Below are 23538 nucleotides of genomic sequence, written 5' to 3' on the forward strand. Positions count from 1 at the left end.
GATACTTTATTCATTATATGTATTGTTTGCAGGCTCTATGCCAACTACAAAAAAGACTTAAACTATTGATTTATTAGCCTTAAAAAATCAACAGCCTTTACTAAATGCTCTACTGTTGTCCATCTTGGTCACAACCGCACCAAAGTGAGGCGCACCATCGTTGTTCACTGCGGTGTTTAGTGATTTTGACTTACCATGATGCTGAGTCACAATAGCAATAATTTGCGCTGACATTTGAGCTAATGACAAACCTTTTTGCATCGCTTGTTGTTGAATAATCTGGTGCGCTTTGGTTTCATCGAACCCTTGCTGCATAACGATAAGCTTGGCCTGACTAAGTAGTTTTATACTGCGGATTTCATCATCCAGTTTCTTAAATTCGGCGAGTGTTTTACTCGCAGCATTAAAACGTGCTTGGGCCAAACTAATGACACTGGTTAAACGATTAACACTTAACATCTCAGGAATAAAAGTGATGCGACCGCAATCAAGTAACTCGGTTAATGCTGTCTGCTGCCATGTTTTGGCATTGACAACTATCACCATTGGCTTACTGGTTAATGTACGCTGAATAAGTCCTTGGATTTGAGCGTGCAATGTATCGGTTAATATCAACAAGGTATCAAATGTTTGTTGATGTAATCGTTGCTCAATTTGGCTCACAGAAGTTAACACCGTGACATGTCCAAACGCTGCCAAACAAGCTTGGTACTTTACAACTTCACAATCGACCACTGGCACAGCTGAAAAACTCAGGTCACAAAAAATTAAACTGCGCATAACCACTCCTCGTTCAGCCATTTGGCTAATGGATTGTCTGTTGAACTGAAGCGGTTTGCCCAACATTGTTGACTCAAGTAAACGGCTTGCTCCGCTGCCATAATCTTTTGTGAATTTGATTTGTGTGAAATGGATTCTGGTGAAATTGATTCCTGTGGAATAATCGCTGTATTTAATTTGTGGTTAAGTAATAACAATACTGCAGCCAACGTTGCCGTCATACTGCTAAGCGCCTGCTCAATCATGGTGCGCGACATTAATGATGTCAGCGCATCAGCAGAAAAAGGCTCTTTTTCGCGCCATAACAGCGCAAGAATGTCGCTAGATAATTCAGCTTGACCCACTTTTGCACCAGAAAAGCCTTCTAATAACGTAGGGATAGATAAGCTCGATACCGCTATATTATCTGTCTGTCCGTTGACAACAGTTATCGTGGTAGCCACTCTTGGATTACACTCGGTTTCACCTTGTAAGCCTTTAAAAATAGCCACACTGCCGGCGTGATATTCGCTTTTCTCAAATAAAATTTCGCATATTCCTTGATGTACCGTATCTAACCCAGGGTGAAAATAACTGCGAAGGCTTATAGGTGCATTAGTTGGGTTCATGCAACGCGCTGCGGTTTGAATCAAACTGCGTAGACCTAATTCTTGATGTAATTGACGACACTCATCTAACACTGGTGCTAAGTCACCCGCTCGGACATAAACAATATTATCTGACTGCAATGCCACTTTGGCCATTTGTGATGATGTACAACACGCAATATTAAGTGATGCTAAACATGATTCAACATGACGGCGATGAGGTAACGCTTGGCTGTCACCGTGTAACATCACCCGAACACCTTGTTTCGCTAATAACTTAGCAACGAGTAGAAGCCAAGGTAACTGCTCGCGCTTGCCCGCATATACTGGCCAATCGATATCTACTGCCAGCGAATGCCAACCTTTATCGACAGTGCGACGTAAGCCCGCCACCATCCCTGCTATTTCTTCAGTCGTTTCACCGCGCACGCGCATGAGCATCATGGCACTGGCCATTTGCACACGCGATACTTTTCCTTTGGCAAAACCTTCAAGCAGCAAACATGCCTCATCAAACGTTAATGCACGTGAGCCTTTTTCGCCCTTACCTAATGCTTTTATCAGCAAACGAAAGTCAAACTCATCCACGGATGTCAGCGTTAACTCACCAATTTTAGGCATATAAAGCCTCACGCCCATATTCAAATGAGGTTTGTGTTGCAGCGACATCAATATCGGCAAGCAAAGCATTCAGCTGTTGACCAACAGACACCACTTCACCAATGATGATTAACGTCGGCCCAGAGTCTTTAATGGTTAACGCGGCATCGGCCATAGAAGCGACTGTGGCATAAGTAACAATTTGATTCGGTCTTCCACCATTGGTAACAAATGCTACCGGCAGATTAGCGGCACTTTGAGCATCGAGTAATCCAATTGAAATGCTTGCCGCTTGTTCTTTACCCATATAAAACACCAAGGTTGATTGCGCTGCTAATAATGCTTGCCACTGCGTAGGTGCATTTGCATTATCGGCATCGGTCATTTTGGTGCCGGTGATCAGCGTAACACTGCGAGCCATACCACGATACGTTAATGGAATTCCGGTACTTGATGCACAACCTAACGCCGCGGTAACACCAGCAATAAATTGCGAACGGATACCATTTTGTGCAAGGTAAAGTGCTTCTTCTGCACCTCTACCAAAAATATGCGGATCGCCGCCCTTTAATCGCACCACTTTTAATCCTTGCTGCGCTAATGTCAGCAATAAGGCATTAATGTCGTCTTGCTTTTTACTCGGCTGACCACAGCGTTTACCCACAAAATGACGCTGACAAGTTGGCGTCACTAACGTCAAAATGTCACTACTGACCAGACTGTCGAACACCAACGCCTCAGCTTGTGCAACAATTCTAGCGGCCTTGAGCGTCATTAACTCTAATTGACCACAACCCGCACCGACAATAGCCACATCACCCGCGTGTAATTCATTCGCCGCATGTCCTAAAGTACTTATAGGTTGACGACCTTTTATCATTGCTTCTACGGTATTCATTAGGCTACGTCCTCTGCTACTGATTGTTGATCTTCAATGCCGGAATAAGATAAGGCGTCTTGCCAACTTTGCTTGGCACACTGTTTAACTTCACTATGACAACTGCCACATTGACGGCCGCAACCGAGTAATAACTGGGTGCTATCTAACGCCTGCTCAAAACTGATATTCGCTAAACCGTCACTCATCACTTGGTCGTTAAATTGTTGATTGATTTCGTCGTTAATGTTCGCTTCGGTTACCCCTGTACAAGCGCAGATTAACGGACTATTTCCGGCTTTTATTTGCTGATGTAGCTGCTTAATTAACTGTTTATCGACAGGCTTACCAATAAAATCATTCATCTGATATAGGGCCACATTGACTTGAGTATGAGACAAGACTTTTAATGCTTTAAGTAATCCTTTATCCATATTGCATTGGATATATAAAGGCTGGCCATCTACCGTTAAAGTCCACTTAAGTGAATGCACAGTCGCTTGATACGCAAAGCCGTCGTCGGTATCAGTAAAACCGATGTGATGACACACTCCGTTCTCTAGTGTTTGTGCAACTTGCCAACATAGCCCGTGAGCAGAAGAGTCGTGTTGACCAAAAACCACCCCTTGCAGCGCCAGTTCAACAGAGCTTAATGTCACAGGTTGACACTTAAACCCTGGTTGTTTTGATATTGGGTCGACGCGAGCATCTAATGCCTGATTCACGCCTTTGGTCAGCGAAAACTGCGCAGACCAATGCATTGACATCAAAGCCATATTTGTCGGTATGTCATCATCGACAACAGCGCGAGCCATCGTGAATGAGGCATGGGGAAAAAGGTCGGGGTTAGCGGTCTCTGTGGAGTATTGTTCAATTTGATTTTGAATAGCTTCAATGCGGACCAAGCCACCTTCGGTTAACGACAATGCATTGAGTTGTGATGAATGCAGGTGAACGACAGGCTCAGGAATACTGGCTCGTAAGCTAGCAATATGTCCGGTGCGAGTCATGGTATGCCACTGATCTCGGCTGCGGCCAGTGTTTAATAACAAGGTGTTACTCGGTAATGATTGTTGCGGAACACTAACAACCGCAGGCGCAACAAACTGAGCTTTACCCGTCGCGGTAGCAAACTCTCCCTGGCTAAAAACTCGCACGTTTTGTTGACCAATTTGTGTCGCCAAAGCAATGGGCCATTGTGTCGGTGCTAGTGCATCATATTGCGCTTTGGATAAATCTGTTAGCCCAGTGAGATCAAACACCTTAGTCGGAAAAGCTTGTTTAACTATAGCGGATAAAGCTGCAAACTCGCTAAATACACTGGCATTGTCATCAAAATTAAAACCATCAAAGCCCATTTTGTTCGCGACTTGGCTAACCGCCCACCAATCAGGTTTAGCTTGGCCTTTGGCTGTGATAAAGCCACGTTGACGCGTAATAGTGCGCTCACTATTAGTGACGGTACCGCACTTTTCTGACCAGCCTTGAGCTGGGAGTAATACATCGGCAAGTTTGGCGGTATCAGAATCAGGACTGATTTCAGACACCACCACAAAAGGACAATCGGCTAATGCTTGTGCTATTTTTTCACTGTTGGGCAAAGACACCACAGGATTGGTGCCCATAATCCAAATCGCTTTGATTTTACCTTCGGCAAGGGCATCAAACATCTCAACTGCTGCTAAACCTTTTTGATCTGCAACACTGTCAACTTGCCAAAAATCAGCTAATAACTGCTGCTCCGATTGTGAAAACCCCATATGACACGCTAACTGAGTGGCTAACCCACCGACCTCACGGCCGCCCATGGCATTGGGCTGCCCTGTTAACGAAAAGAATCCACAACCAGCTTGACCGATGTGTCCTAACGCGAGGTGACAATTAATCATCGCATTGGTTGCATCGGTGCCAATGGTTGACTGATTAACCCCCTGACAAGATGCCGTAAGTACTTTTTTATTGTTGGCTACAAGTTGATAGAATTGCGTCAGCTGAGTGACTGAAACACCGACTTGTGTGGCAAGATCGGCTAAATTAATACTTAATTGTTGCGCCTGCAAAACCACGGTATCAAAGCCTTCTGTGTGTGCGGCAATGTACGCATGGTCGACACAATTTTGATCGGCTAAATAACCGAGTAAACCATGAAATAATGTTAAATCAACGCCCGGCTTAATGGCTAAATGTAAATCTGCTTGTTTTGCTGTGGCTGTTGATAACGGGTCGATTACCACTAAACGAGCATTATTGATTTTTTTTGCGGCTAAAATCCGTTGAAAAAGAACGGGATGAGTCCAAGCAGTATTGGCCCCTACAAGCACAATCACATCAGCTTGCTCTAGGTCGTCGTAACAACCAGGTACAACATCTTCACCAAAGGCGCGTTGCATCGCACTCACCGCTGACGACATGCATAAGCGTGAATTAGTATCGACGTTGGCTGTCTTTAAAAAGCCTTTGGCAAACTTGTTGGCTACATAATAATCTTCAGTGAGTAATTGCCCTGATAGATAAAGCGCAACAGAGTCTGGGCCGTGCTCAGCAATGGTTTGTGCAAATGTATCGGCAATCAAGGTGCTAGCACGGTCCCAATCAAGTGGCATACCAGATCGTAGTTTAGGGTAACGCAGTACATTCGGTTGGGCTAAACTGTCGAGTAAGCGTTCGCCTTTGGCACATAAATGACCGTAGTTAGCTGGATGCATGTTATCGCCGACTAATTCTAAATCTACAGCATCGATATCGGTCCAATCCGCTTTATTTGAAGACACGCTAATGCCGCATCCGACACCACAATAAGCACAACTAGATTGGATTGCTGACATACATCTACCCTTTCACATTAACGATTACATAATTGAAATACTGCGAAAGATGTGCCAAAAAAATAACTTACTGATTTACAATAGAAATAGAAAATACCTAGGTATTTTAAAACAACATTTGTGCAACAAAAGTGCGCAGCCTGCGCCCTTATGTTGCGCATCTACTTGAAAATAAAAGAATTTAAATACCTAAAAAGAGGTATACTACTGCAAGTAAAAACGTTTTATATATGTGTTTCACTCAGCCTCATGATTTTCTAACTTGACGAATTAACGTTAAATGATGAATTTCTTCAAAGCATGTTAAAGGTTGAGGTGAAACAATTAATACACGAGGGTGAGATATTTTATTAGACTGACTAAAATTCGCTGCATCATCTAATAAGAGCAAGTTTGTATACAAATTGATTCAATTGACTAGTGCACTTTATGCGGAAGATCGTAAAGAATGATTGGGATATTAAAACAAAATACCGACATTACGTCGGTATTTTTCAGCTACTAAAAGACTTTATTTAGCAACACGGCCATCATCGTGGCATGTATCACATGTTGGCATTTCGCCTACTTTAGCTTCATGTGGTGCATGACAATCTGCGCACATTAAAATACCATCATGCGGCTTATGGTTATCATCCATTTCGGCAAGTGTACCATGGCAACTTTGACATTGTTCAAATTCATAAGCGCCATCTTTTGATGGTTCGCCATCAGCGTGACAGTTTTCACAGCCACCCATTTCAACGTGAAACTCTGCGAGGGTCTCATCAGCAGCAAATGATGCAGAAGACATCATCATTACCGCGAAACCAGCCGCAAACAATGCACTCAGTAGTTTATTGCTCACTATTCATTCCTCCAATTTTAGTGTGTGTCCGCATTCTTTTATCTGACACGGATCATCACACTGCAGCACGACACTTTGCTTAAGGGTTATTTAACAACTTTGTTTATAGACCGTTTATCAAAAAATTTATAAACAATCTCAAATTGACTGACAATATAAACGTAGTTAATCAATCCACTTTAAGCAAAATTAATTTAGATTAAACAATAATAGCAGCGATAATTAGATGAAGATGTGCGCTATATCATGTAACTCGATGGTTTTTAGTCAATAAATCAACTTAAGATCAGAAAGCAGCTAATAAAGCAAAGGCTAATGTTTGTGGATTTGTAGCCAATAAAAAAGCCCCAATTTATATTGAGGCTACATTCTCGCAATAATATGTTACAACCAATATGTGATGATATTAACTGCGCGACTTTTCTAAGCGGGCAAGTAAGCTAGAGGTATCCCAGCGATTACCTTTCATTGCTTGAACTTCTGAATAAAACTGATCAACTAATGCGGCCACCGGTAAATGGCTACCATTACGACGAGCTTCGTCTAATGCAATACCCAAATCTTTGCGCATCCAATCGATAGCAAACCCAAAATCATATTGACCTTGCCACATAGTTTGATAGCGATTTTCCATCTGCCAGCTTTGTGCCGCACCTTTGCTGATCACTTCAATCACTTTTAAGCCATCTAAGCCCGCACTCTTAGCAAAATGAAGTCCCTCTGCTAGACCTTGCACTACACCAGCAATACAAATTTGATTAACCATTTTAGTCAACTGCCCAGAACCAACTGGCCCTAACAGTTCAGCGCAGCGGCTGTATGCCGCAATAACAGGTTTAACGGTATCAAAATGAGTCTGTTCGCCACCCATCATCACTGTTAACGCACCATTTTCTGCACCAGCTTGACCACCAGATACAGGCGCATCTAAAAAGGCAATCTGAAGTGGCTCTATGTGCGCAGCAATTTCACGCGCGACATCAGCAGAAGCCGTAGTATGGTCAACCAAAATAGCACCTGCATGCATACCATGAACAACACCTTGTTCACCTAGTACGACCTGACGTAAGTCATCATCATTACCAACACAGGTAAAAACAATGTCTTGGCCTTTGGCGGCATCTTTTGGTGTATCGGCCTTCTTACCACCATATTGTTCAACCCACTGAGCCGCTTTAGCCCCTGTACGGTTATACACAGTAACGTCATGACCCTGTTTAACCAAATGTCCCGCCATCGGGAACCCCATAACGCCTAAACCAATAAATGCTACCTTGGCCATGATTTCCCCTTATTTATTCAACTGAAGGTTTAACGTGAGCTTCCATTTCGGCACCGATACGCTTACGCATATCCATTAGTCTCAATGCACTATCACGTAAGCGAACATCATCGGCAGTAGCTGGTATCCACTCTGGAACCGATGTGGGATGACCTTCATCATCAACGGCTACCATGATAACGATACAGTGTGTCGTCAGATGACGTTCAGACTCTTTAGGATCGCCCGCCTTTACATCAATCGCAATATGCATAGACGTTGTACCGGTATAAATAACTTTACCAGTCACTTCAACAATATTACCCACATGGATAGGCTTAACAAATCGAATGCCACCAGCATACACAGTAATACAATATTTACCGCTCCAGCCTGCTGCAGCTGCATAAGCGGCTAAATCGATCCATTTCATTACAGCACCGCCGTGAACCTTACCGCCAAAATTGACGTCTGCAGGTTCGGCCAAAAAACGTAATGTAAGTTGTCTATCTTTACCGGCCATAATAGATCCTATTAGATAAATGTCATTACTTATCAGTCTACGCTAAATCATCATTTAGCGGGAATTGATAAATACTAATGTGACAAAAAAAACAAACCAAATAAATAAAAAAGGGAAGATTTTCATCTTCCCTTATTGGCATAAACTCGATTAAATTCTCTTGAACAATAACGAACCGTTCGTGCCACCAAAACCAAATGAATTACATAAGGCATAGTCAAACTGATGACGACGTGAGGTGTGAGCAACAAAATCTAAGTCGCAACCTTCGTCTGGGTTATCTAAGTTGATTGTTGGCGGTACGTGCTGATCACGTAGTGCAAGCAAAGTAATAATGGCTTCAACAGCGCCAGCTGCGCCCAACAAATGTCCAGTCATTGATTTAGTTGAACTTACAAGTACCTCGTAGGCATGTGGTCCAAACACCGATTTAACTGCTGCAGCTTCTGCTTTATCACCCGCATGAGTTGAGGTGCCATGTGCATTGATGTAACCCACAAGCTCTTTGTCAATTTGGGCATCATTAATGGCGTTAACCATTGCAGCTGCGGCACCAGCACCATCACTTGGAGGCGATGTCATATGAAATGCATCGCCGCTCATACCAAAACCAACTAACTCACCGTAAATTTTAGCACCACGAGCTTTAGCTCGTTCATACTCTTCCATCACAATAACCCCGGCGCCATCGCCAATAACAAAGCCATCACGGTCTTTGTCCCAAGGGCGACTTGCTGCTGTTGGATTGTCATTACGAGTCGATAATGCTTTAGCAGCACTAAAACCTGCAACGCCTAATGGGCTAGTAACATCTTCTGCGCCACCAGCCACCATCACATCAGCATCACCGTAAGCAATGGTACGTGCTGCAAAACCAATATTGTGTACACCAGTTGTACAGGCTGTAGTCACCGCAAAATTAGGACCTGTCATGCCAAACATAATCGACAAGTTTCCGGCTATCATATTGATAATGGTGCTTGGCACAAAAAATGGCGACACTTTACGTGGTCCACCATTTAATAATGCAGAATGGCCTTGTTCAATTAACCACATACCACCCATACCAGAACCAATAGCAGTACCTATACGAGCTGGGTTTTCTTGGCTCATATCTAAGCCTGAATCTTTTACTGCTTGAATACCCGCAGCCATGCCGTATTGGATAAATAAATCCATTTTACGAGCATCTTTTTTGGTTAGGTATTGTTCGACGTCAAAATCTTTCACAGAGCCACTGAAACGAGTACCAAATTCACTAGCATCAAACTTAGTGATTGGAGCTATACCACTCTTACCAGCCAATAAGGCATTCCAAGTAGACTCGACATCATTACCCACAGGAGTCACAAGACCAAGACCTGTGATGACGACACGACGTTTAGACATGATATTCACCTTTAAATAAAATCTGCCACGATGCCATTATTGCGATTTAGCTAAAGAAGTATAAGGAGGGATGTTCTAATGCAATTAAATGGAACGAGCGTTTACAAATGCTTTAAACAAAAACAGGCGGCATAAATGCCGCCTGTTTTTGTGAATTCTTGATTACTGATTCTTAGAAACGTAATCGATCGCTGCTTGAACAGTAGTGATCTTTTCAGCTTCTTCGTCAGGGATCTCGGTATCAAACTCTTCTTCTAGAGCCATAACCAATTCAACAGTGTCTAGAGAATCAGCGCCTAAATCGTCTACAAAAGAAGCAGCTGATTTAACGTCTTCTTCTTTAACGCCAAGTTGTTCGATGATGATTTTCTTTACACGTTCTTCGATGTTGCTCATTAGTTTTCTTTCCTATTCAAATTACGCACTTGCGTAAGATTGCGAGTAGTTTATTCGAATTAGATAACAATGCAAGCTTAGATTTTGTGGTCTAACCACAAAAATTAACATTGAATTGTCACTAACACTGACTCAAATGAAGGTAGTTACCTACCTATCGCCCTTAAACCATGTACATACCGCCATTCACATGCAATGTTTCGCCTGTGATGTAAGCGGCTGAATCCGAGGCCAAAAACAATACTGCATTGGCAATTTCTTGTGCTTGCCCTAATCGTTCCATCGGAACTTGCGACATAATAGCTTGTTGCTGCTCAACTGTCAGCTCATCTGTCATGTCTGTCTGAATAAATCCAGGTGCAATAGCATTCACTGTTATTTGACGAGATGCAACCTCTCTTGCAAGAGATTTTGTAAATCCGATCAAACCAGCTTTAGCTGCCGAGTAATTTACTTGGCCAGCGTTGCCCATTGTACCTACTACAGAACCGATACTGATAATACGTCCGAAACGTTTTTTCATCATAGATCGCATTACTGGTTTAGACAATTTAAATAATGAAGTCAAATTAGTGTCAATAATATCTTGCCACTCATCATCTTTCATCCGCATTAATAAATTATCACGGGTAATACCCGCATTGTTGATAAGAATATCAACTTCACCTGCTTTTTCTTTGATCTGGCTATATAAATCAGCAACAGATTGAGAGTCAGTGACATTTAACACCATCCCAAAGCCTTTGTCACCTAGGTATGCTTGAATCGCCGCTGCACCTTTTTCACTGGTTGCCGTACCGATAACCATCGCGCCAGCTTGTACCAATGATTCAGCAATCGCACGCCCAATACCGCGACTAGCGCCTGTCACTAAAGCAACTTTACCGTCTAAATTAATGCTAAAGCTCATATCAACTCCTTTATTCGACTAATGCTGCAAATGAAGCAACATCATTGACCGCTTGAGCGGATATCGATTTATTAATTCTTTTTGTTAAACCGGTTAATACTTTACCCGGTCCACACTCTATTAATTTTGTAACACCTTGTGTCGCCATAAATTCAACAGACTCGCTCCAACGCACTGGGCAATATAACTGACGCACTAATGCATCTTTAATTGCCTGTGAATCTGTCGGCATGGCCACATCAACATTGTTAACGACATTAATGGTAGGCTCTGAGAATGTCACTTCAATTAACGCTTTAGCGAGTTCATCAGCGGCTGGCTTCATTAGTGCACAATGTGACGGTACACTCACAGGTAATGCTACTGTCATTTTTGCCCCTGCAGCTTTACATGCAGCTGCAGCGCGTTCAACAGCCGCTTTCTCACCGGCTATCACAACTTGACCTGGGCTGTTGTAGTTAACAGGGCTTACCACGCTACCTTCAGCAGACTCTGCGCATGCTTTAGCAATAGCAGCATCATCAAGACCAATAATGGCAAACATGGCACCAGAACCTGCTGGCACAGCTTGTTGCATTAACTTTCCGCGTAGTTCAACTAATTTAACTGCATCAATAAATTCAATCACACCTGCGCAAACTAAAGCAGAATACTCTCCAAGGCTGTGACCTGCTAATAAAGAAGGCATGGGCTTGTTAGATGCTTGATATGCACGCCAAATAGCTACGCTTGCCGTAAGCAATGCAGGCTGAGTTTTATCTGTTTTATTCAAGGTCTCAGCTGGACCATTGGCAACAAGATCCCATAAATCATAACCTAACGCTTCACTCGCTTCAGCAAAGGTTTTTTCGATAACATCGTTAGATTGAGCTAATTCAGCTAACATTCCTACAGCCTGTGAACCTTGGCCAGGAAATACAAAAGCAACATTTTCCATAAACGCTTACCTGTATAAAATTAATTTGAAAATTAAAAACGAACTAAAGCACTGCCCCAAGCAAAACCACCGCCAAATGCTTCGAGTAGTAATAAATGTCCACGCTGAATTCGACCATCACGCACCGCTTCATCTAATGCGATAGGCACCGATGCCGCTGAAGTATTACCGTGTCTCGCTAATGTCAACACGACTTTATCAAGACTCATGTGCAACTTTTTAGCTGTGGCATTAATAATGCGGAAATTAGCCTGATGCGGCACTAGCCAATCAATTTCTGATTTATCGACATTATTAAGACGCAAAGTTTCGGTGACCACATTAGACAACTGCGTAACCGCAACTTTAAACACATCGTTGCCTTTCATCGTCATAAAACCAACGGCTTCAGAACTTTCATTAGCACGAGGAGGGAAAGAGCATTTTAATAAATCCCCTTGGCTGCCATCAGCATAGATATGCGTCGCAATGATACCTGGAGTATCACTAACACCAATAATCGCGGCGCCGGCACCATCGCCAAATAAAATGACGGTAGAGCGATCAGCAGGATCGCACATCCGTGACAATACGTCAGAACCTATAACCAGTACTTTTTTAGCAGAACCCGTTTTTACGAATTGATCCGCAACCGATAGTGCATAAATAAATCCAGAACACGCGGCAGCAATATCAAAGGCAGGGATATTTTTGACGCCTAATAAGGCTTGAATTTCGCATGCAGCTGCAGGAAATGCGTTTGATGCACTGGTGGTTCCACAAACAATCATATCAAGATCGCTTGCTTCGATCCCTGCCATTTCAAGCGCTTTTAGTGCCGCTTGATAACCCATTGTTGAAACCGATTCATCTGATGCAGCAATGCGCCGCTCAGAAATACCGGTTCGGTCAACAATCCATTGGTCACTGGTTTCAACCATTTTTTCGAGATCTTGATTGCTACGAACTTGCACAGGTAGATAGCTACCTGTTCCGAGAATTTTTGTGTGCATATATGAGATCAGCTATTGATGTCTAAAAGAATCGACTCCAAACGATCTTTAATCATTTCAGGAAGACGACGTTTTGCTTCTGTTGCTGCTAAATTTAATGCTTGTAAAAATGCAGCTTCATCCGCGTTACCATGACTCTTTACTACTATTCCGCGCAATCCTATCAGACTTGCACCGTTATAGTGGTCGGGGTTCATCTTACTGAGTACTGCTTGTATGCGTGGAGCGATGAGTTTGGAGAGTAAACGAACAAAAAAACCGTCATTTAAGCCGCGTTTTAATTGATGTACTAACAGTTTTGCGATGCCTTCAGAAGTCTTTAAGGTGATATTACCGACAAAGCCATCACAAACAATGACATCCACATTACCAGTGTAAATTTCATCGCCTTCAACAAAGCCGATATAATTAACTTGTTCGGTGTGTTGTAAAATTTGTCCGGCCTGTTGAACCTGGTCGTTCCCCTTAATGGCTTCAATACCGACATTAAGCAAAGCGACTTTGGGACGGGATTTCTTATGGACAGCTTCACATAAGACAGACCCCATAATAGCAAACTGGAATAAGGTCTCGGAATCACAAGATACATTAGCCCCTAAATCCAGCAGATAAACGGGCTTGCCAGTCATTGCAGGTAAACAAGAAACCAGTGCGGGTCTATCAATACCCGGTAATGTTTTTAATAGCACCTTAGCCATCGCCATCAACGCACCAGTATTACCAGCGCTAACGCAGGCCTCGGCTTTTCCGTCACGTACCAGTTCAAGCGCTATTCTCATAGAACTGTTTTTACGCGAACGCAAAGCATGAATGGGCCTATCGCACATTGTCACGACTTCAGTAGTGTGGATTATTTCAATTCTGGATAAATCAGCTGAGTGAGCTTGGGGAAGGTATTTTTCTATTTCGGTTTTATTACCAACCAAAATAATATTTAAAGAGGTATGAAATTTCAGTGCCTGCATCGCTGCAGGCACTGTCACGTGGGGACCGTGATCGCCCCCCATCGCATCTAACGCAAGCGTCAGATTTGTCATCAGATAATCAACAAATTACTTGTTGATAACCTTTTTACCGCGGTAAAAACCATCAGCAGTCACGTTGTGACGTAGATGTAATTCACCGCTAGTTGCGTCTACTGATAATTGAGCAGTGCTCAATGAATCATGTGAACGACGCATGCCGCGCTTTGAACGTGATTTTTTATTCTGTTGTACAGCCATTGGACCTGTCTCCTACGATTACTTGCTCTTCAGTTTTTCTAACACTGCAAACGGATTTGGACGCTCCTCATGAGCGGGTTCGATCTCGCCTACAACTATATCTTTCGATCCAGACTTACAACTATTATCATCGTGCATCGGGATGATAGGCATAGCGACTATCAATTCATCTTCAATCAATTGATGCAGACGTACTTCACCAATCTCATTACACTCAATTGGATCATACGCATCCGGGAGCTCATCGATTTCTGCCTCAGTCTTACAAGGACTAAAACAAAAGTCGACCGTAACCTCAGTAGTAAATTGTGTCATGCAACGTTGACATAGCAGAGTGAGCTCCGTCACAGCCTTCCCGCGAAGGTAGACTATCCCCTGTAAATCGACGCCACATTCCAACGACACAACTACGTCGGAACAGTCGCCGGCACATAACTCGCTTAATCGCTTAAGTTGCTTACCTAAAATGGTACCTTCATATCGAAGGCCGCTAGAGGCAGCGCGTATAGGATCAATTGAAACCGGTATCTTTACTGTTTGCATAAGGCGCGCATATTATAGTTTGAAAACGCTGGAGTCAAAGAAAATTTCCGTAAAAATACGGTAACCTCACCTAACAAGGAACTTTAGGTACTCTTTAAATCCGGCATTGAATTTGAAAGTTGGTAAATTTTACCGAACCCAACCCCATCACACAAGCATTACTCGAGAAAAATGATCCATTTGCATAGATGAATACAGTAAACTGACTAATATTCTGTTATTAGCCAATAAATAATGAAACAAAACCAATGAAATTCAATCTTGTACTTGCGTCAACCTCACCTTTTCGTCAACAACTATTGCAAAAATTAATGCTGCCTTTTAGTTGTGTTAACCCAGATATTGATGAAACCCCAATAAAAGATGAGACAGCATTAGCATTGGTTAAGCGCTTAGCCGAGCAAAAAGCATTAGCTGGCGCGAACTTAATTGATCAAACATCTGTGCCGCAATTAATTATTGGTTCCGATCAAGTCGCGCTGATTAACGGTCAAATTATCGGTAAGCCTTATACTGTAGACAATGCGATAGCTCAATTAAGCTCAGCATCTGGTCAAGCAATTACTTTTTATACAGGTCTTGCTGTATTCAATAGTGCCAATCAACAAATGATATCTTGTGTTGAACCGTTTACGGTTCATTTTAAACACTTATCTACGGCGCAAATTCGCTATTACGTCGATGCAGAGCAGCCACTATATTGCGCGGGGAGTTTTAAATGCGAAGGGTTAGGTATTGCCTTATTTAGCCGTTTAGAAGGTGACGACCCAAATAGCTTAATTGGACTACCATTAATTAAGCTGATTGATTTACTCTCACAACACGGTGTAGATGTTCTTAGTACAGCAGCCGAATGCCCAATCAACGAATATTAATATCGAATACTAATATCGAATATAAGGTCGATACCGAATCTAAAAAGGTGCATTGATGAAGGTAATGGTGTTTGCGCTTAATGTGGGAACGATAACAGGTGTAACACCGAGATAAGCTAAGCAACATATAAAGCGTATGTAATGCAGCGTCGAACACTTATATTCAACGCTGCATTACACATCTGGCAATACATCACCCACAATAATTAAACATAGTCATGTATCGCCGATGGTTGGTCGACAATCGCGCGTGGATTTAACGTTTTTAATCTAGCTTCATTATGTGCGCCGTAACTCACACCAATACTCGCCATGCCAGCATTATTGGCCATGGTTAAATCATGAATAGAATCACCAATCATGACGGCTCTATCGGCAGCAACATCAAAATATCTCAATAATGAATGCAGCATCTCAGGATGTGGCTTGCTCTTAGCGTCATCAGCGCAACGCGTCGCATGAAAATACTGTCCTAAGCCTGTTAATGCTAATACCTTGTCTAGACCATCTCGTCCTTTACCCGTCGCCACAGCTAATTGATAACCAGCCGCATGTAGATTAATAATGAGCGACTCTACCCCCTCAAATAGAGGTGTAGGCTGCTCATTGGCAAAATGATGACGTCGATAACAATCAATAATCTGTTGATGGTTTTGGTGACCAGCAAATAAAATCGGCATGATTTTAGGTAAAGATAAGCCTATGACATCTCTAATTTGTTGCTCAGAGGGTATAGGTAAAATTAATTCTTGTGCTACATCTTGCATACAAGACACTATTTTACCTACGGTATCCATTAGCGTGCCATCCCAATCGAAAATGACTAGTTCATAAGTTTTATCTTTAATGTTCAATATCATGCCCTACTTCATTTGCACATATCTGTGGGTGTTATACTCTCTTCAATTTATCAAGAGTGCTCAATAACACTGGATCTAAAGGCGCTTTAACTTGCATGATTTCATCATTTTCTGGATGAGTGAATTTAAGTTCAGCCGCGTGTAAAAACAGACGGTCTAACCCTAAAGCACGCATGCTGTCGTCAAATTGTTGCTCGCTGTATTTATCATCACAAGCAATTGCATGGCCTGCATACTGACAATGTACTCGTATTTGATGGGTTCGCCCTGTAACAGGACTCGCCTTAACTAAAGTACACCCTTGGTAACGCTGCATGATCTTATAACGGGTTTCTGACTCTTTACCCTCTTTGTTAACCCGAACGATTCTCTCGCCCGACTTTAAGGTAATTTTTAATAGCGGTGCTTTAACCACTTTATCACTTGCTTGCCATTCACCACGCACCAACGCTAAATAATCTTTTTGCATGGTTTTACTGCGCAATTGCTCATGTAAATACTTTAGTGCACTTCGCTTCTTGGCCACAAGCAACACACCCGAGGTATCTTTATCTAATCGATGCACTAGCTCTAAAAACTTTTGCTGTGGTCGCAGTGAGCGTAATCCTTCAATCACACCATAATCGACACCGCTGCCACCATGCACAGCAATACCAGCAGGCTTGTTTAACACGATAAGATGATTATCTTCATGGATAATACGATCTTCAAGCTGTGACACTCTGGATAAATTAGGAGATGGTGCCTTGCGATTGTCTTTTTCGGCAACACGAACAGGCGGTACTCTTACGATGTCACCAATTTGTAATTTGTATTCAGGCTTGATGCGTTTTTTATTTACCCGCACTTCCCCTTTGCGCACAATCCGATAGATCATGCTTTTAGGAACACCTTTTAATTTAGTTAGCAGAAAATTATCGATTCGTTGTTCAAAATGATCTTCGTCGATAGTCACGTATTCAACTTGGGGGGTAGTTTCAGTATTCATGATGCGCCATATAGTGATAACCCCAATAGTGTACCTTATCTTGCAAATGATTGGCTATTGCCGCATCAGACTTGAAATAAATACATGAAAGAATATAGGCTTTTGATTGCTGAAAATAACGTTTGTTGCTATATTTGCCCACAGGTTGAGAGTAAACAGTGGATAAAGTGTTCACAACTTTGACCAAATGCGAAACACTAGCAGTTAAAAAAATGAACCTAATCGGTAGCAACTCATTGATTTGCAAATTGTATTAATTAAAAAACGACAAAAACCGTTTGTGCAATTAAACCGTAAGTTTTGAATAAAGATTTCAATTTAACTGTAGTAAATCGCCCCAAATTCGAACAACATTTTAGCTTGTTATCAAACAAACCGATTCGACTTGGGCATTAACGGATTAAAATACCATAATTTATGGGGTTGGTTGTTAGTCAACCAATTCCTTGTTTTTGTAAACATTAGAAAATAAGCCATAAATAGGATGCGACACGCAGTGACTGCGTTTTACAGTAATGAGCACCTAATTGCCTGGATCTAGCCGTGAGGTTATACCGATTAATTCAGGCCCGTAATGCAGAAAAAATCGTGTTGTTTGATGACCTCATTTAGAAGAATCACGTCATCATGAAACGTATGTTAATTAATGCAACTCAATCAGAAGAGTTGCGCGTAGCCCTAGTTGATGGGCAAGAACTGTATGATTTAGACATTGAAAGTCCAGGTCACGAACAGAAAAAATCAAATATCTATAAAGGTAAAATCACTCGAGTAGAACCGTCACTTGAAGCCGCATTCGTTGATTACGGTGCAGATCGTCATGGTTTTTTACCCCTCAAAGAAATTGGTCGCGAATACTTCCCTAAAGGTTATTCATTCCAAGGCCGCCCAAACATTAAAGAAGTGGTACAAGAAGGCCAAGAAGTCATCGTTCAAATCGATAAAGAAGAACGTGGCAACAAAGGCGCTGCACTAACTACCTTTATTAGTCTTGCAGGCTCTTATTTAGTATTAATGCCAAATAACCCTCGTGCTGGCGGTATTTCTCGTCGCATCGAAGGTGATGAACGTACCGAACTCAAAGAAGCAATGGCTGAGCTAGAAGTACCTAATGGTATGGGCTTGATTGTGCGAACTGCTGGTGTAGGCAAAGAATCAACAGAGCTAAAGTGGGACTTAAAAGTACTACAACATCATTGGGACGCTATTCAAGAAGCTGCTCAAAGTAAAGCCGCACCATTCTTAATTCATCAAGAAAGCAACGTGATTGTTCGCGCTATTCGTGACTACTTACGTCGCGATGTGGGTGAGATCCTTATCGATCACCCACGTATTTTCGAAGAAGCTAAATTGCACATTGGTTTAGTTCGCCCCGATTTTGTAGAACGTGTAAAGCTATATGACTCAGAAGTACCGTTGTTTACTCACTTTCAAATTGAGTCTCAAATCGAGTCAGCGTTCCAACGTGAAGTGCGTTTGCCTTCAGGCGGATCAATTGTTATTGACCCGACAGAAGCATTAACGTCGATCGATATCAACTCAGCCCGTGCAACTAAAGGCGGCGATATTGAAGAAACAGCACTCAACACTAACCTTGAAGCTGCGGATGAAATTGCTCGTCAATTACGTCTACGTGACTTAGGCGGTTTAGTGGTTATCGACTTTATCGATATGACACCTGTTCGTCATCAGCGTGAAGTTGAAAATCGTTTACGTGATGCAGTACACCATGACCGTGCTCGTGTGCAATTAGGTCGTATTTCTCGCTTTGGTTTAATGGAAATGTCGCGTCAGCGTCTGCGTCCATCGTTAGAAGAATCAGCAGCTCACTTGTGTCCTCGTTGTCATGGCCAAGGCACTATTCGCAGTACTGAATCATTAGCGCTATCGATTTTACGTTTAATGGAAGAAGAAGCCATTAAAGAGAACACAACACAAATCGAAGCGATTGTACCGGTTGATGTTGCTGCGTTCTTATTAAACGAGAAACGTAAAGCAATTCGTATTACCGAAGAACGTCACGAAGTTGAAGTTTACATCATCCCAGATGCACACATGCAAACACCAGATTACCGCGTTGTGCGACGTAAGAGTGATGATGAAGTCAGTGAATCTAGCTATAAACGAGTAGAACAACCCGTCGCAAAATTGTATGAGCCTCGTAAGCTTGAGCGTGCAGCGTCTCCTGAGCCTGCATTAAAAGGCTTTACTGCTCCACAAAAAGCCGCTGAAGATACAGTACAAGCAATACCTGCAAATGTCGCTCCAGTGGCAACGTCTAATCAGCCAGGATTCTTCACTCGAATGATCTCAGCAATTAGCGCCTTATTTTCCGGTAATGAAGCTGAGGTTAAAGATACCAAAGCTGCTGAACCAACTAAAGAAACGGCTCAAACTAACACCCGTCGTAATACACGTCGTAATGACACTCGTAACGACAGCACTAACCGTAATGACAAACGCAATGATAGTCGTCGTCAGCGAAATGACAGCGATAAATCAAAAGACAGCACAGAAGCTCGTCCTCAGAATAAGCGTAATGAACGTAATAGCAGAAATACGGTTCAAGATGACAACGCCAAAAACAAACCGAGAACTGAGAAAGTTGACAAGCCATTGCCTGTCAATGAAACCAAAGCAACAGAGGCTAAAGTAACAGAGCCTAAAGTTGCTACGGAAAAATCTCCAAAACAAGAAGCTGCTCGTGAGCGTCGCCAGCGTCGTAATTTACGTCGTAAAGTGCGTATTGAAAGCGAACAGAGTGAAACATTACCACCAACCGATGTTAATGATAATAAATCAACTGAGCAATCAGTTGAGGTAATGACATCAGAACCTAAAGCGGTAGAGTCAAAAGTAGCTGAAGAAAAAACATCAGAAACTAGAGCGCCACGCAGTCGTCGTCAACCTCGTAAAGAGAAGACTGAACAAACGGTTGAAGCACCAACAGAAAATGGTACAGACCAAGCAACTGATCCAGTAGCTGAAGTAACAAATGTTACCATTACTGCACCCGTTGAAGCTGACACAACTAATATCGTTGAAGTAAAAACAGAAGCAACTCAAGCAGGTGTTAATACTGTCACTGAAACGGTAGTTGCTGACGTTGTAACTGAAACGGATGAGTCAAGCTCGAACGCTGACGATGCTACATCAGACAGCGAAGCTGAAGGCCGTGAAGGTCAACGTCGTAGCCGTCGTAGCCCGCGCCACTTACGTGCAGCAGGTCAACGCCGTCGTCGTGATGATGAAACGGGCTCTACTCAACCAGCCGTTTTCACACCTAATGATGAGCTAGAAAAGCAATTAGACGCTGAACAAGCTAGAGCTCAAGCGAAGACTCCAGATATTGAAGGTGAAGCAATTGCTGAAGTCGTTAATACACCTGCTGAACCCGTTACTAAGCCGGTTGAAGCAGTAGAGACAGAAGCTAACAAAGCTGATGCTGTAGCGGTTAATGTTGAAATAACTGAAATGCCAGTAGAAATAAAGGAGGCACCTCAAGCAGTAAAAGCACCTGAGGCCCCTGAACTTAAAGCTGAAGTAGAAGTTGCTAAAACAACCGTTGATGTTGAAGCTAAACAAGCACCGGTAGCGACAGTGACTGAAACAACATCTATTGAAACTGAAAAAACCGCAGCGTTAACTAGCAAGCAAGATAAATCGGTTGCGGCCAATTCATCTGCGCCAATGGCTAAGCCTGCTGCAATTGTGCGCCAAGCTAAACCTGAAGTGGTAAAAGACGTCACGGCGGCAATAGCAGCCACGGTTGCAGCTGAAGTTGCACCGTCGATAAAAGCACCTGTAAAAACAAGTCGCTTTGGTTCTATGGTGTCATCTGACACGACTAAACCTACGGTCGATGTACGTGAGCAGAAAGCTGTACCTCAAGGGCGTACTTATGAAGCGCAAGCAACTGAAAGCAACACTCCAAAAGTAGCAAAGAATAACAGTGCATCTGCTGATATGACTCGCCCTGGAGAGTAACGATAATAAGGGGCTAACTAGCCCCCCATTATTTATAAAGCCATGCTTAGCATGGCTTTTTTATTGACAATATTAATAGAAAACTCAAAAAATAGCCTCATTGGATTGATATCATCACAGTTCCAAAAATCAAGTCTTTTTTGTTGAAATAATCCCCATTTTTATTAACTTACAAACAAAACCAGAGGATAAATATTCGATCTCATTCGCCATAAAACAAGTAGTAGTAAAGCCGATATTTTGTCAGGATTAACCGTGGCGTTAGCCTAATCCCAGAAGCAGTTGCCTTTGCGTTCGTCGCCCATGTTGAACCTATGGTAGGACTATACGCTGCCTTCATTATGGGTTTAATCACCGCATTAATTGGCGGGCGACCAGGTATGATTTCCGGCGCTACAGGTGCTATGGCAGTAGTCATGGTGTCATTAGTGATTGAACACGGTATAGCGGCATTTACCGATTTGGCTTTTGCTGTGTTTGTTGGTGTTATCGTATCTGCTTTGGTGTTTGCATGGCAACATGCAAAACACATCAACATTGACATAAATGAAGACACAAATGGCTGGAAAATATATCGCTTAAATGGGCCATTATTCTTTGGCTCAGAGGCTAATTTTCTTGAATTATTTGATGCTGAAAATAATAACTAAGATGTGATTATTGATTTTCAAAATTCACGAGTGGCAGATCATTCAACATTAGAGGCTATCGATACTTTAGCTGAACGTTATGTGGTTGCGGGGAAACGTCTGCATTTACGTCACTTAAGCCAAGATTGTAAAGCCCTACTCCTAAAGCACTTGATTTGGTTGAAATGTACCTTATTGAAGATCTGCACAACAAAGTGGCCGACGATAAATTAGACTAAACGGACATAATACAAATTCCAATAATTATCTGGTCATTCAGCGGGAGTTACTCAGGCTTTCCATTTCTTTGTTGCATTGTTTTACAAGGGAACAACCATTCTTTCAACAATGCGCCTCAAACTGGAAAACCTGAGAGGCTCTGATTGAGCACATAATTAATGGAATTGATATAAAAAAGGGGTGATTGAATATTCAATCACCCCTTTTTTATTATGCTTAGCCCTAATACAAGAGCAAAAAATTTAGTTTACACTTTACGCTTATCTGCAAATTGACTCATGACTTTATCAAATTTAGGCTTAACCACTAATTGGCAATAAGGTTGTTCACCATGCTTTGCAAAGTAGTCATCATGATAATTTTCAGCAGGATAAAATGTGTCAAACGCACTGATTTCGGTCACTATCGGCCTAGGCCAAAGTTGTTGTTCAGTTAACGCATGAATAAATCGGTTTGCAGCATCTACTTGTTCACTATTATGGGCAAAAATAGCTGAACGATACTGTGGCCCTTTATCATTACCCTGTTGATTAAGTGTGGTCGGATCGTGGCTTTCAAATAGTACGCTAAGTAAGGTGTCAAATTGAATAACCGCAGGGTCAAATTCAATATGAACCACTTCTGCATGAGCTGTTTTACCAGAACACACTGCGTCATAATTTGCATCTTTTGCTTCACCGCCACAATAACCTGATTTAACACTGTGTACGCCATTAAGTTGAGCAAAAATAGCCTCAACACACCAAAAGCACCCAGCGCCAAAAGTGGCCTTTTGGTAACAAGCTACCGCCGAACTTGATTGCGCTAACTCATCACGGGATTTAAAAATCATCGATACTGAATTAACACAATGACGAACATTATTATCCGTTAAATGCTCGCCTTCAAACACATGACCTAAATGACCGCCACATTGTGCACAGGTGATTTCGGTTCGATGACCATCAGCATCAGGAGTATGTTCTACTGCGCCCTCGATTTCATCATCAAATGCAGGCCAGCCACAATGTGCATTAAATTTATGTTCACTGTTATAAAGAGGTGCATGGCACTTTTTACATAAATAAACGCCTTGCGCATCATGATCAACATATTCACCGCTGAAAGGCCGTTCTGTACCTTTTTGTTCAATTACATATTTTTCAAATTCGGTTAAATTATTCATTGTCGGCTCTCATTGAGTTGTTTGTCGCAAATATTAACAAAGGATACGTGAGATCCGCAGTATCAGTTCAACCAATACAACATGAAGACACGCAAAGAATTGCG

20 protein-coding genes and 1 pseudogene are annotated in these 23538 nt (G+C 42.3%); 3 read left to right on the forward strand and 18 right to left on the reverse strand.

Annotated elements, in window-relative coordinates; all coding sequences use genetic code 11:
* Positions 1-87 precede the first annotated feature (87 nt).
* The 15 genes from AAEY97_RS05220 to yceD all read right to left on the reverse strand — a co-directional run bounded on the left by AAEY97_RS05220 (position 88) and on the right by yceD (position 14690).
* A complete protein-coding gene (locus AAEY97_RS05220) occupies positions 88-780 on the reverse strand; it encodes an ANTAR domain-containing response regulator (protein WP_162023376.1) in 693 nt (230 codons plus the stop codon).
* A complete protein-coding gene (locus AAEY97_RS05225) occupies positions 768-1988 on the reverse strand; it encodes a glycosyl transferase (protein ID WP_350997044.1) in 1221 nt (406 codons plus the stop codon). Before AAEY97_RS05225 ends, AAEY97_RS05220 begins: the two co-directional genes overlap by 13 nt.
* Positions 1981-2865, reverse strand: coding sequence for a uroporphyrinogen-III C-methyltransferase (gene cobA / locus AAEY97_RS05230; protein WP_101086818.1), 885 nt, complete (start codon positions 2863-2865; stop codon positions 1981-1983). The genes AAEY97_RS05225 and cobA overlap by 8 nt, the downstream gene beginning before the upstream one ends.
* Positions 2865-5669: a nitrate reductase gene (locus AAEY97_RS05235; protein ID WP_350997047.1), complete on the reverse strand. Its 2805-nt coding sequence runs from the start codon at positions 5667-5669 to the stop codon at positions 2865-2867. Before AAEY97_RS05235 ends, cobA begins: the two co-directional genes overlap by 1 nt.
* Before the next feature lie 511 nt (positions 5670-6180).
* Positions 6181-6516, reverse strand: coding sequence for a tetraheme c-type cytochrome CctA (gene cctA / locus AAEY97_RS05240; RefSeq protein WP_101086816.1), 336 nt, complete (start codon positions 6514-6516; stop codon positions 6181-6183).
* Positions 6517-6922: 406 nt separating this feature from the next.
* Positions 6923-7798 carry an NAD(P)-dependent oxidoreductase gene (locus AAEY97_RS05245; protein ID WP_101086815.1) on the reverse strand — a complete coding sequence of 292 codons (876 nt, stop codon included), beginning with the start codon at positions 7796-7798 and terminating at the stop codon, positions 6923-6925.
* A gap of 13 nt (positions 7799-7811) precedes the next feature.
* Positions 7812-8300, reverse strand: a complete 489-nt coding sequence (locus AAEY97_RS05250; RefSeq protein WP_011636973.1) for an acyl-CoA thioesterase — start codon at positions 8298-8300, stop codon at positions 7812-7814.
* A 150-nt stretch (positions 8301-8450) separates the two neighbouring features.
* Complete coding sequence (gene fabF / locus AAEY97_RS05255; RefSeq protein WP_350997050.1) at positions 8451-9689, reverse strand: beta-ketoacyl-ACP synthase II; 1239 nt, start codon at positions 9687-9689, stop codon at positions 8451-8453.
* Between the two features lie 162 nt (positions 9690-9851).
* Positions 9852-10085, reverse strand: coding sequence for an acyl carrier protein (acpP, locus tag AAEY97_RS05260; protein WP_011496723.1), 234 nt, complete (start codon positions 10083-10085; stop codon positions 9852-9854).
* 163 nt (positions 10086-10248) lie between these two features.
* Entirely contained in the window at positions 10249-10995 is a 747-nt protein-coding gene (gene fabG / locus AAEY97_RS05265; protein ID WP_011636971.1) for a 3-oxoacyl-ACP reductase FabG, read from the reverse strand.
* Positions 10996-11005: 10 nt separating this feature from the next.
* A complete protein-coding gene (fabD, locus tag AAEY97_RS05270; RefSeq protein ID WP_101086813.1) occupies positions 11006-11932 on the reverse strand; it encodes an ACP S-malonyltransferase in 927 nt (308 codons plus the stop codon).
* Positions 11933-11964: 32 nt separating this feature from the next.
* Positions 11965-12924 (reverse strand): beta-ketoacyl-ACP synthase III, encoded by a 960-nt coding sequence (locus tag AAEY97_RS05275; RefSeq protein ID WP_011636969.1) that lies wholly within the window; start codon positions 12922-12924, stop codon positions 11965-11967.
* Positions 12925-12932: 8 nt separating this feature from the next.
* Positions 12933-13961 (reverse strand): phosphate acyltransferase PlsX, encoded by a 1029-nt coding sequence (plsX, locus tag AAEY97_RS05280; RefSeq protein ID WP_101086811.1) that lies wholly within the window; start codon positions 13959-13961, stop codon positions 12933-12935.
* A 15-nt stretch (positions 13962-13976) separates the two neighbouring features.
* Positions 13977-14147: a 50S ribosomal protein L32 gene (gene rpmF / locus AAEY97_RS05285; protein ID WP_011636967.1), complete on the reverse strand. Its 171-nt coding sequence runs from the start codon at positions 14145-14147 to the stop codon at positions 13977-13979.
* Positions 14148-14165: 18 nt separating this feature from the next.
* Positions 14166-14690 (reverse strand): 23S rRNA accumulation protein YceD, encoded by a 525-nt coding sequence (yceD, locus tag AAEY97_RS05290; RefSeq protein ID WP_101086810.1) that lies wholly within the window; start codon positions 14688-14690, stop codon positions 14166-14168.
* A 248-nt stretch (positions 14691-14938) separates the two neighbouring features.
* On the opposite strand from yceD, the gene AAEY97_RS05295 reads away from it, so the two are divergent.
* On the forward strand, positions 14939-15565 hold the full coding sequence (locus tag AAEY97_RS05295) for a Maf family protein (protein ID WP_350997055.1): 627 nt from the start codon (positions 14939-14941) through the stop codon (positions 15563-15565).
* A 206-nt stretch (positions 15566-15771) separates the two neighbouring features.
* Here AAEY97_RS05295 and AAEY97_RS05300 read toward each other — a convergent pair whose 3' ends face one another.
* Positions 15772-16425, reverse strand: coding sequence for an HAD-IA family hydrolase (locus AAEY97_RS05300; RefSeq protein ID WP_350997058.1), 654 nt, complete (start codon positions 16423-16425; stop codon positions 15772-15774).
* Between the two features lie 31 nt (positions 16426-16456).
* A complete protein-coding gene (gene rluC / locus AAEY97_RS05305) occupies positions 16457-17413 on the reverse strand; it encodes a 23S rRNA pseudouridine(955/2504/2580) synthase RluC (RefSeq protein ID WP_350997061.1) in 957 nt (318 codons plus the stop codon).
* A 627-nt stretch (positions 17414-18040) separates the two neighbouring features.
* On the opposite strand from rluC, the gene rne reads away from it, so the two are divergent.
* A complete protein-coding gene (rne, locus tag AAEY97_RS05310; RefSeq protein ID WP_350997064.1) occupies positions 18041-21400 on the forward strand; it encodes a ribonuclease E in 3360 nt (1119 codons plus the stop codon).
* 192 nt (positions 21401-21592) lie between these two features.
* Positions 21593-22268, forward strand: a pseudogene (locus AAEY97_RS05315) (SulP family inorganic anion transporter).
* Between the two features lie 248 nt (positions 22269-22516).
* On the opposite strand, the gene AAEY97_RS05320 reads toward AAEY97_RS05315, so the two are convergent.
* On the reverse strand, positions 22517-23434 hold the full coding sequence (locus tag AAEY97_RS05320) for a bifunctional methionine sulfoxide reductase B/A protein (protein WP_350997066.1): 918 nt from the start codon (positions 23432-23434) through the stop codon (positions 22517-22519).
* Positions 23435-23538 lie beyond the last annotated feature (104 nt).

Source organism: Shewanella sp. TB7-MNA-CIBAN-0143, assembly GCF_040310065.1.
Classification (GTDB): Bacteria; Pseudomonadota; Gammaproteobacteria; order Enterobacterales; family Shewanellaceae; genus Shewanella.

What these genes read in the sequence shown, in the direction of transcription:
- AAEY97_RS05245 (WP_101086815.1), bottom strand. Translation starts at nt 7,798, where the DNA reads ATGGCCAAGGTAGCATTTATTGGTTTAGGCGTTATGGGGTTCCCGATG.
- AAEY97_RS05275 (WP_011636969.1), bottom strand. Translation starts at nt 12,924, where the DNA reads ATGCACACAAAAATTCTCGGAACAGGTAGCTATCTACCTGTGCAAGTT.
- cobA (WP_101086818.1), bottom strand. Translation starts at nt 2,865, where the DNA reads ATGAATACCGTAGAAGCAATGATAAAAGGTCGTCAACCTATAAGTACT.
- plsX (WP_101086811.1), bottom strand. Translation starts at nt 13,961, where the DNA reads ATGACAAATCTGACGCTTGCGTTAGATGCGATGGGGGGCGATCACGGT.
- AAEY97_RS05295 (WP_350997055.1), top strand. Translation starts at nt 14,939, where the DNA reads ATGAAATTCAATCTTGTACTTGCGTCAACCTCACCTTTTCGTCAACAA.
- yceD (WP_101086810.1), bottom strand. Translation starts at nt 14,690, where the DNA reads ATGCAAACAGTAAAGATACCGGTTTCAATTGATCCTATACGCGCTGCC.
- AAEY97_RS05300 (WP_350997058.1), bottom strand. Translation starts at nt 16,425, where the DNA reads ATGATATTGAACATTAAAGATAAAACTTATGAACTAGTCATTTTCGAT.
- AAEY97_RS05235 (WP_350997047.1), bottom strand. Translation starts at nt 5,669, where the DNA reads ATGTCAGCAATCCAATCTAGTTGTGCTTATTGTGGTGTCGGATGCGGC.
- rpmF (WP_011636967.1), bottom strand. Translation starts at nt 14,147, where the DNA reads ATGGCTGTACAACAGAATAAAAAATCACGTTCAAAGCGCGGCATGCGT.
- fabD (WP_101086813.1), bottom strand. Translation starts at nt 11,932, where the DNA reads ATGGAAAATGTTGCTTTTGTATTTCCTGGCCAAGGTTCACAGGCTGTA.
- rluC (WP_350997061.1), bottom strand. Translation starts at nt 17,413, where the DNA reads ATGAATACTGAAACTACCCCCCAAGTTGAATACGTGACTATCGACGAA.
- acpP (WP_011496723.1), bottom strand. Translation starts at nt 10,085, where the DNA reads ATGAGCAACATCGAAGAACGTGTAAAGAAAATCATCATCGAACAACTT.
- AAEY97_RS05220 (WP_162023376.1), bottom strand. Translation starts at nt 780, where the DNA reads ATGCGCAGTTTAATTTTTTGTGACCTGAGTTTTTCAGCTGTGCCAGTG.
- fabG (WP_011636971.1), bottom strand. Translation starts at nt 10,995, where the DNA reads ATGAGCTTTAGCATTAATTTAGACGGTAAAGTTGCTTTAGTGACAGGC.
- fabF (WP_350997050.1), bottom strand. Translation starts at nt 9,689, where the DNA reads ATGTCTAAACGTCGTGTCGTCATCACAGGTCTTGGTCTTGTGACTCCT.
- AAEY97_RS05320 (WP_350997066.1), bottom strand. Translation starts at nt 23,434, where the DNA reads ATGAATAATTTAACCGAATTTGAAAAATATGTAATTGAACAAAAAGGT.
- rne (WP_350997064.1), top strand. Translation starts at nt 18,041, where the DNA reads ATGAAACGTATGTTAATTAATGCAACTCAATCAGAAGAGTTGCGCGTA.
- AAEY97_RS05250 (WP_011636973.1), bottom strand. Translation starts at nt 8,300, where the DNA reads ATGGCCGGTAAAGATAGACAACTTACATTACGTTTTTTGGCCGAACCT.
- AAEY97_RS05225 (WP_350997044.1), bottom strand. Translation starts at nt 1,988, where the DNA reads ATGCCTAAAATTGGTGAGTTAACGCTGACATCCGTGGATGAGTTTGAC.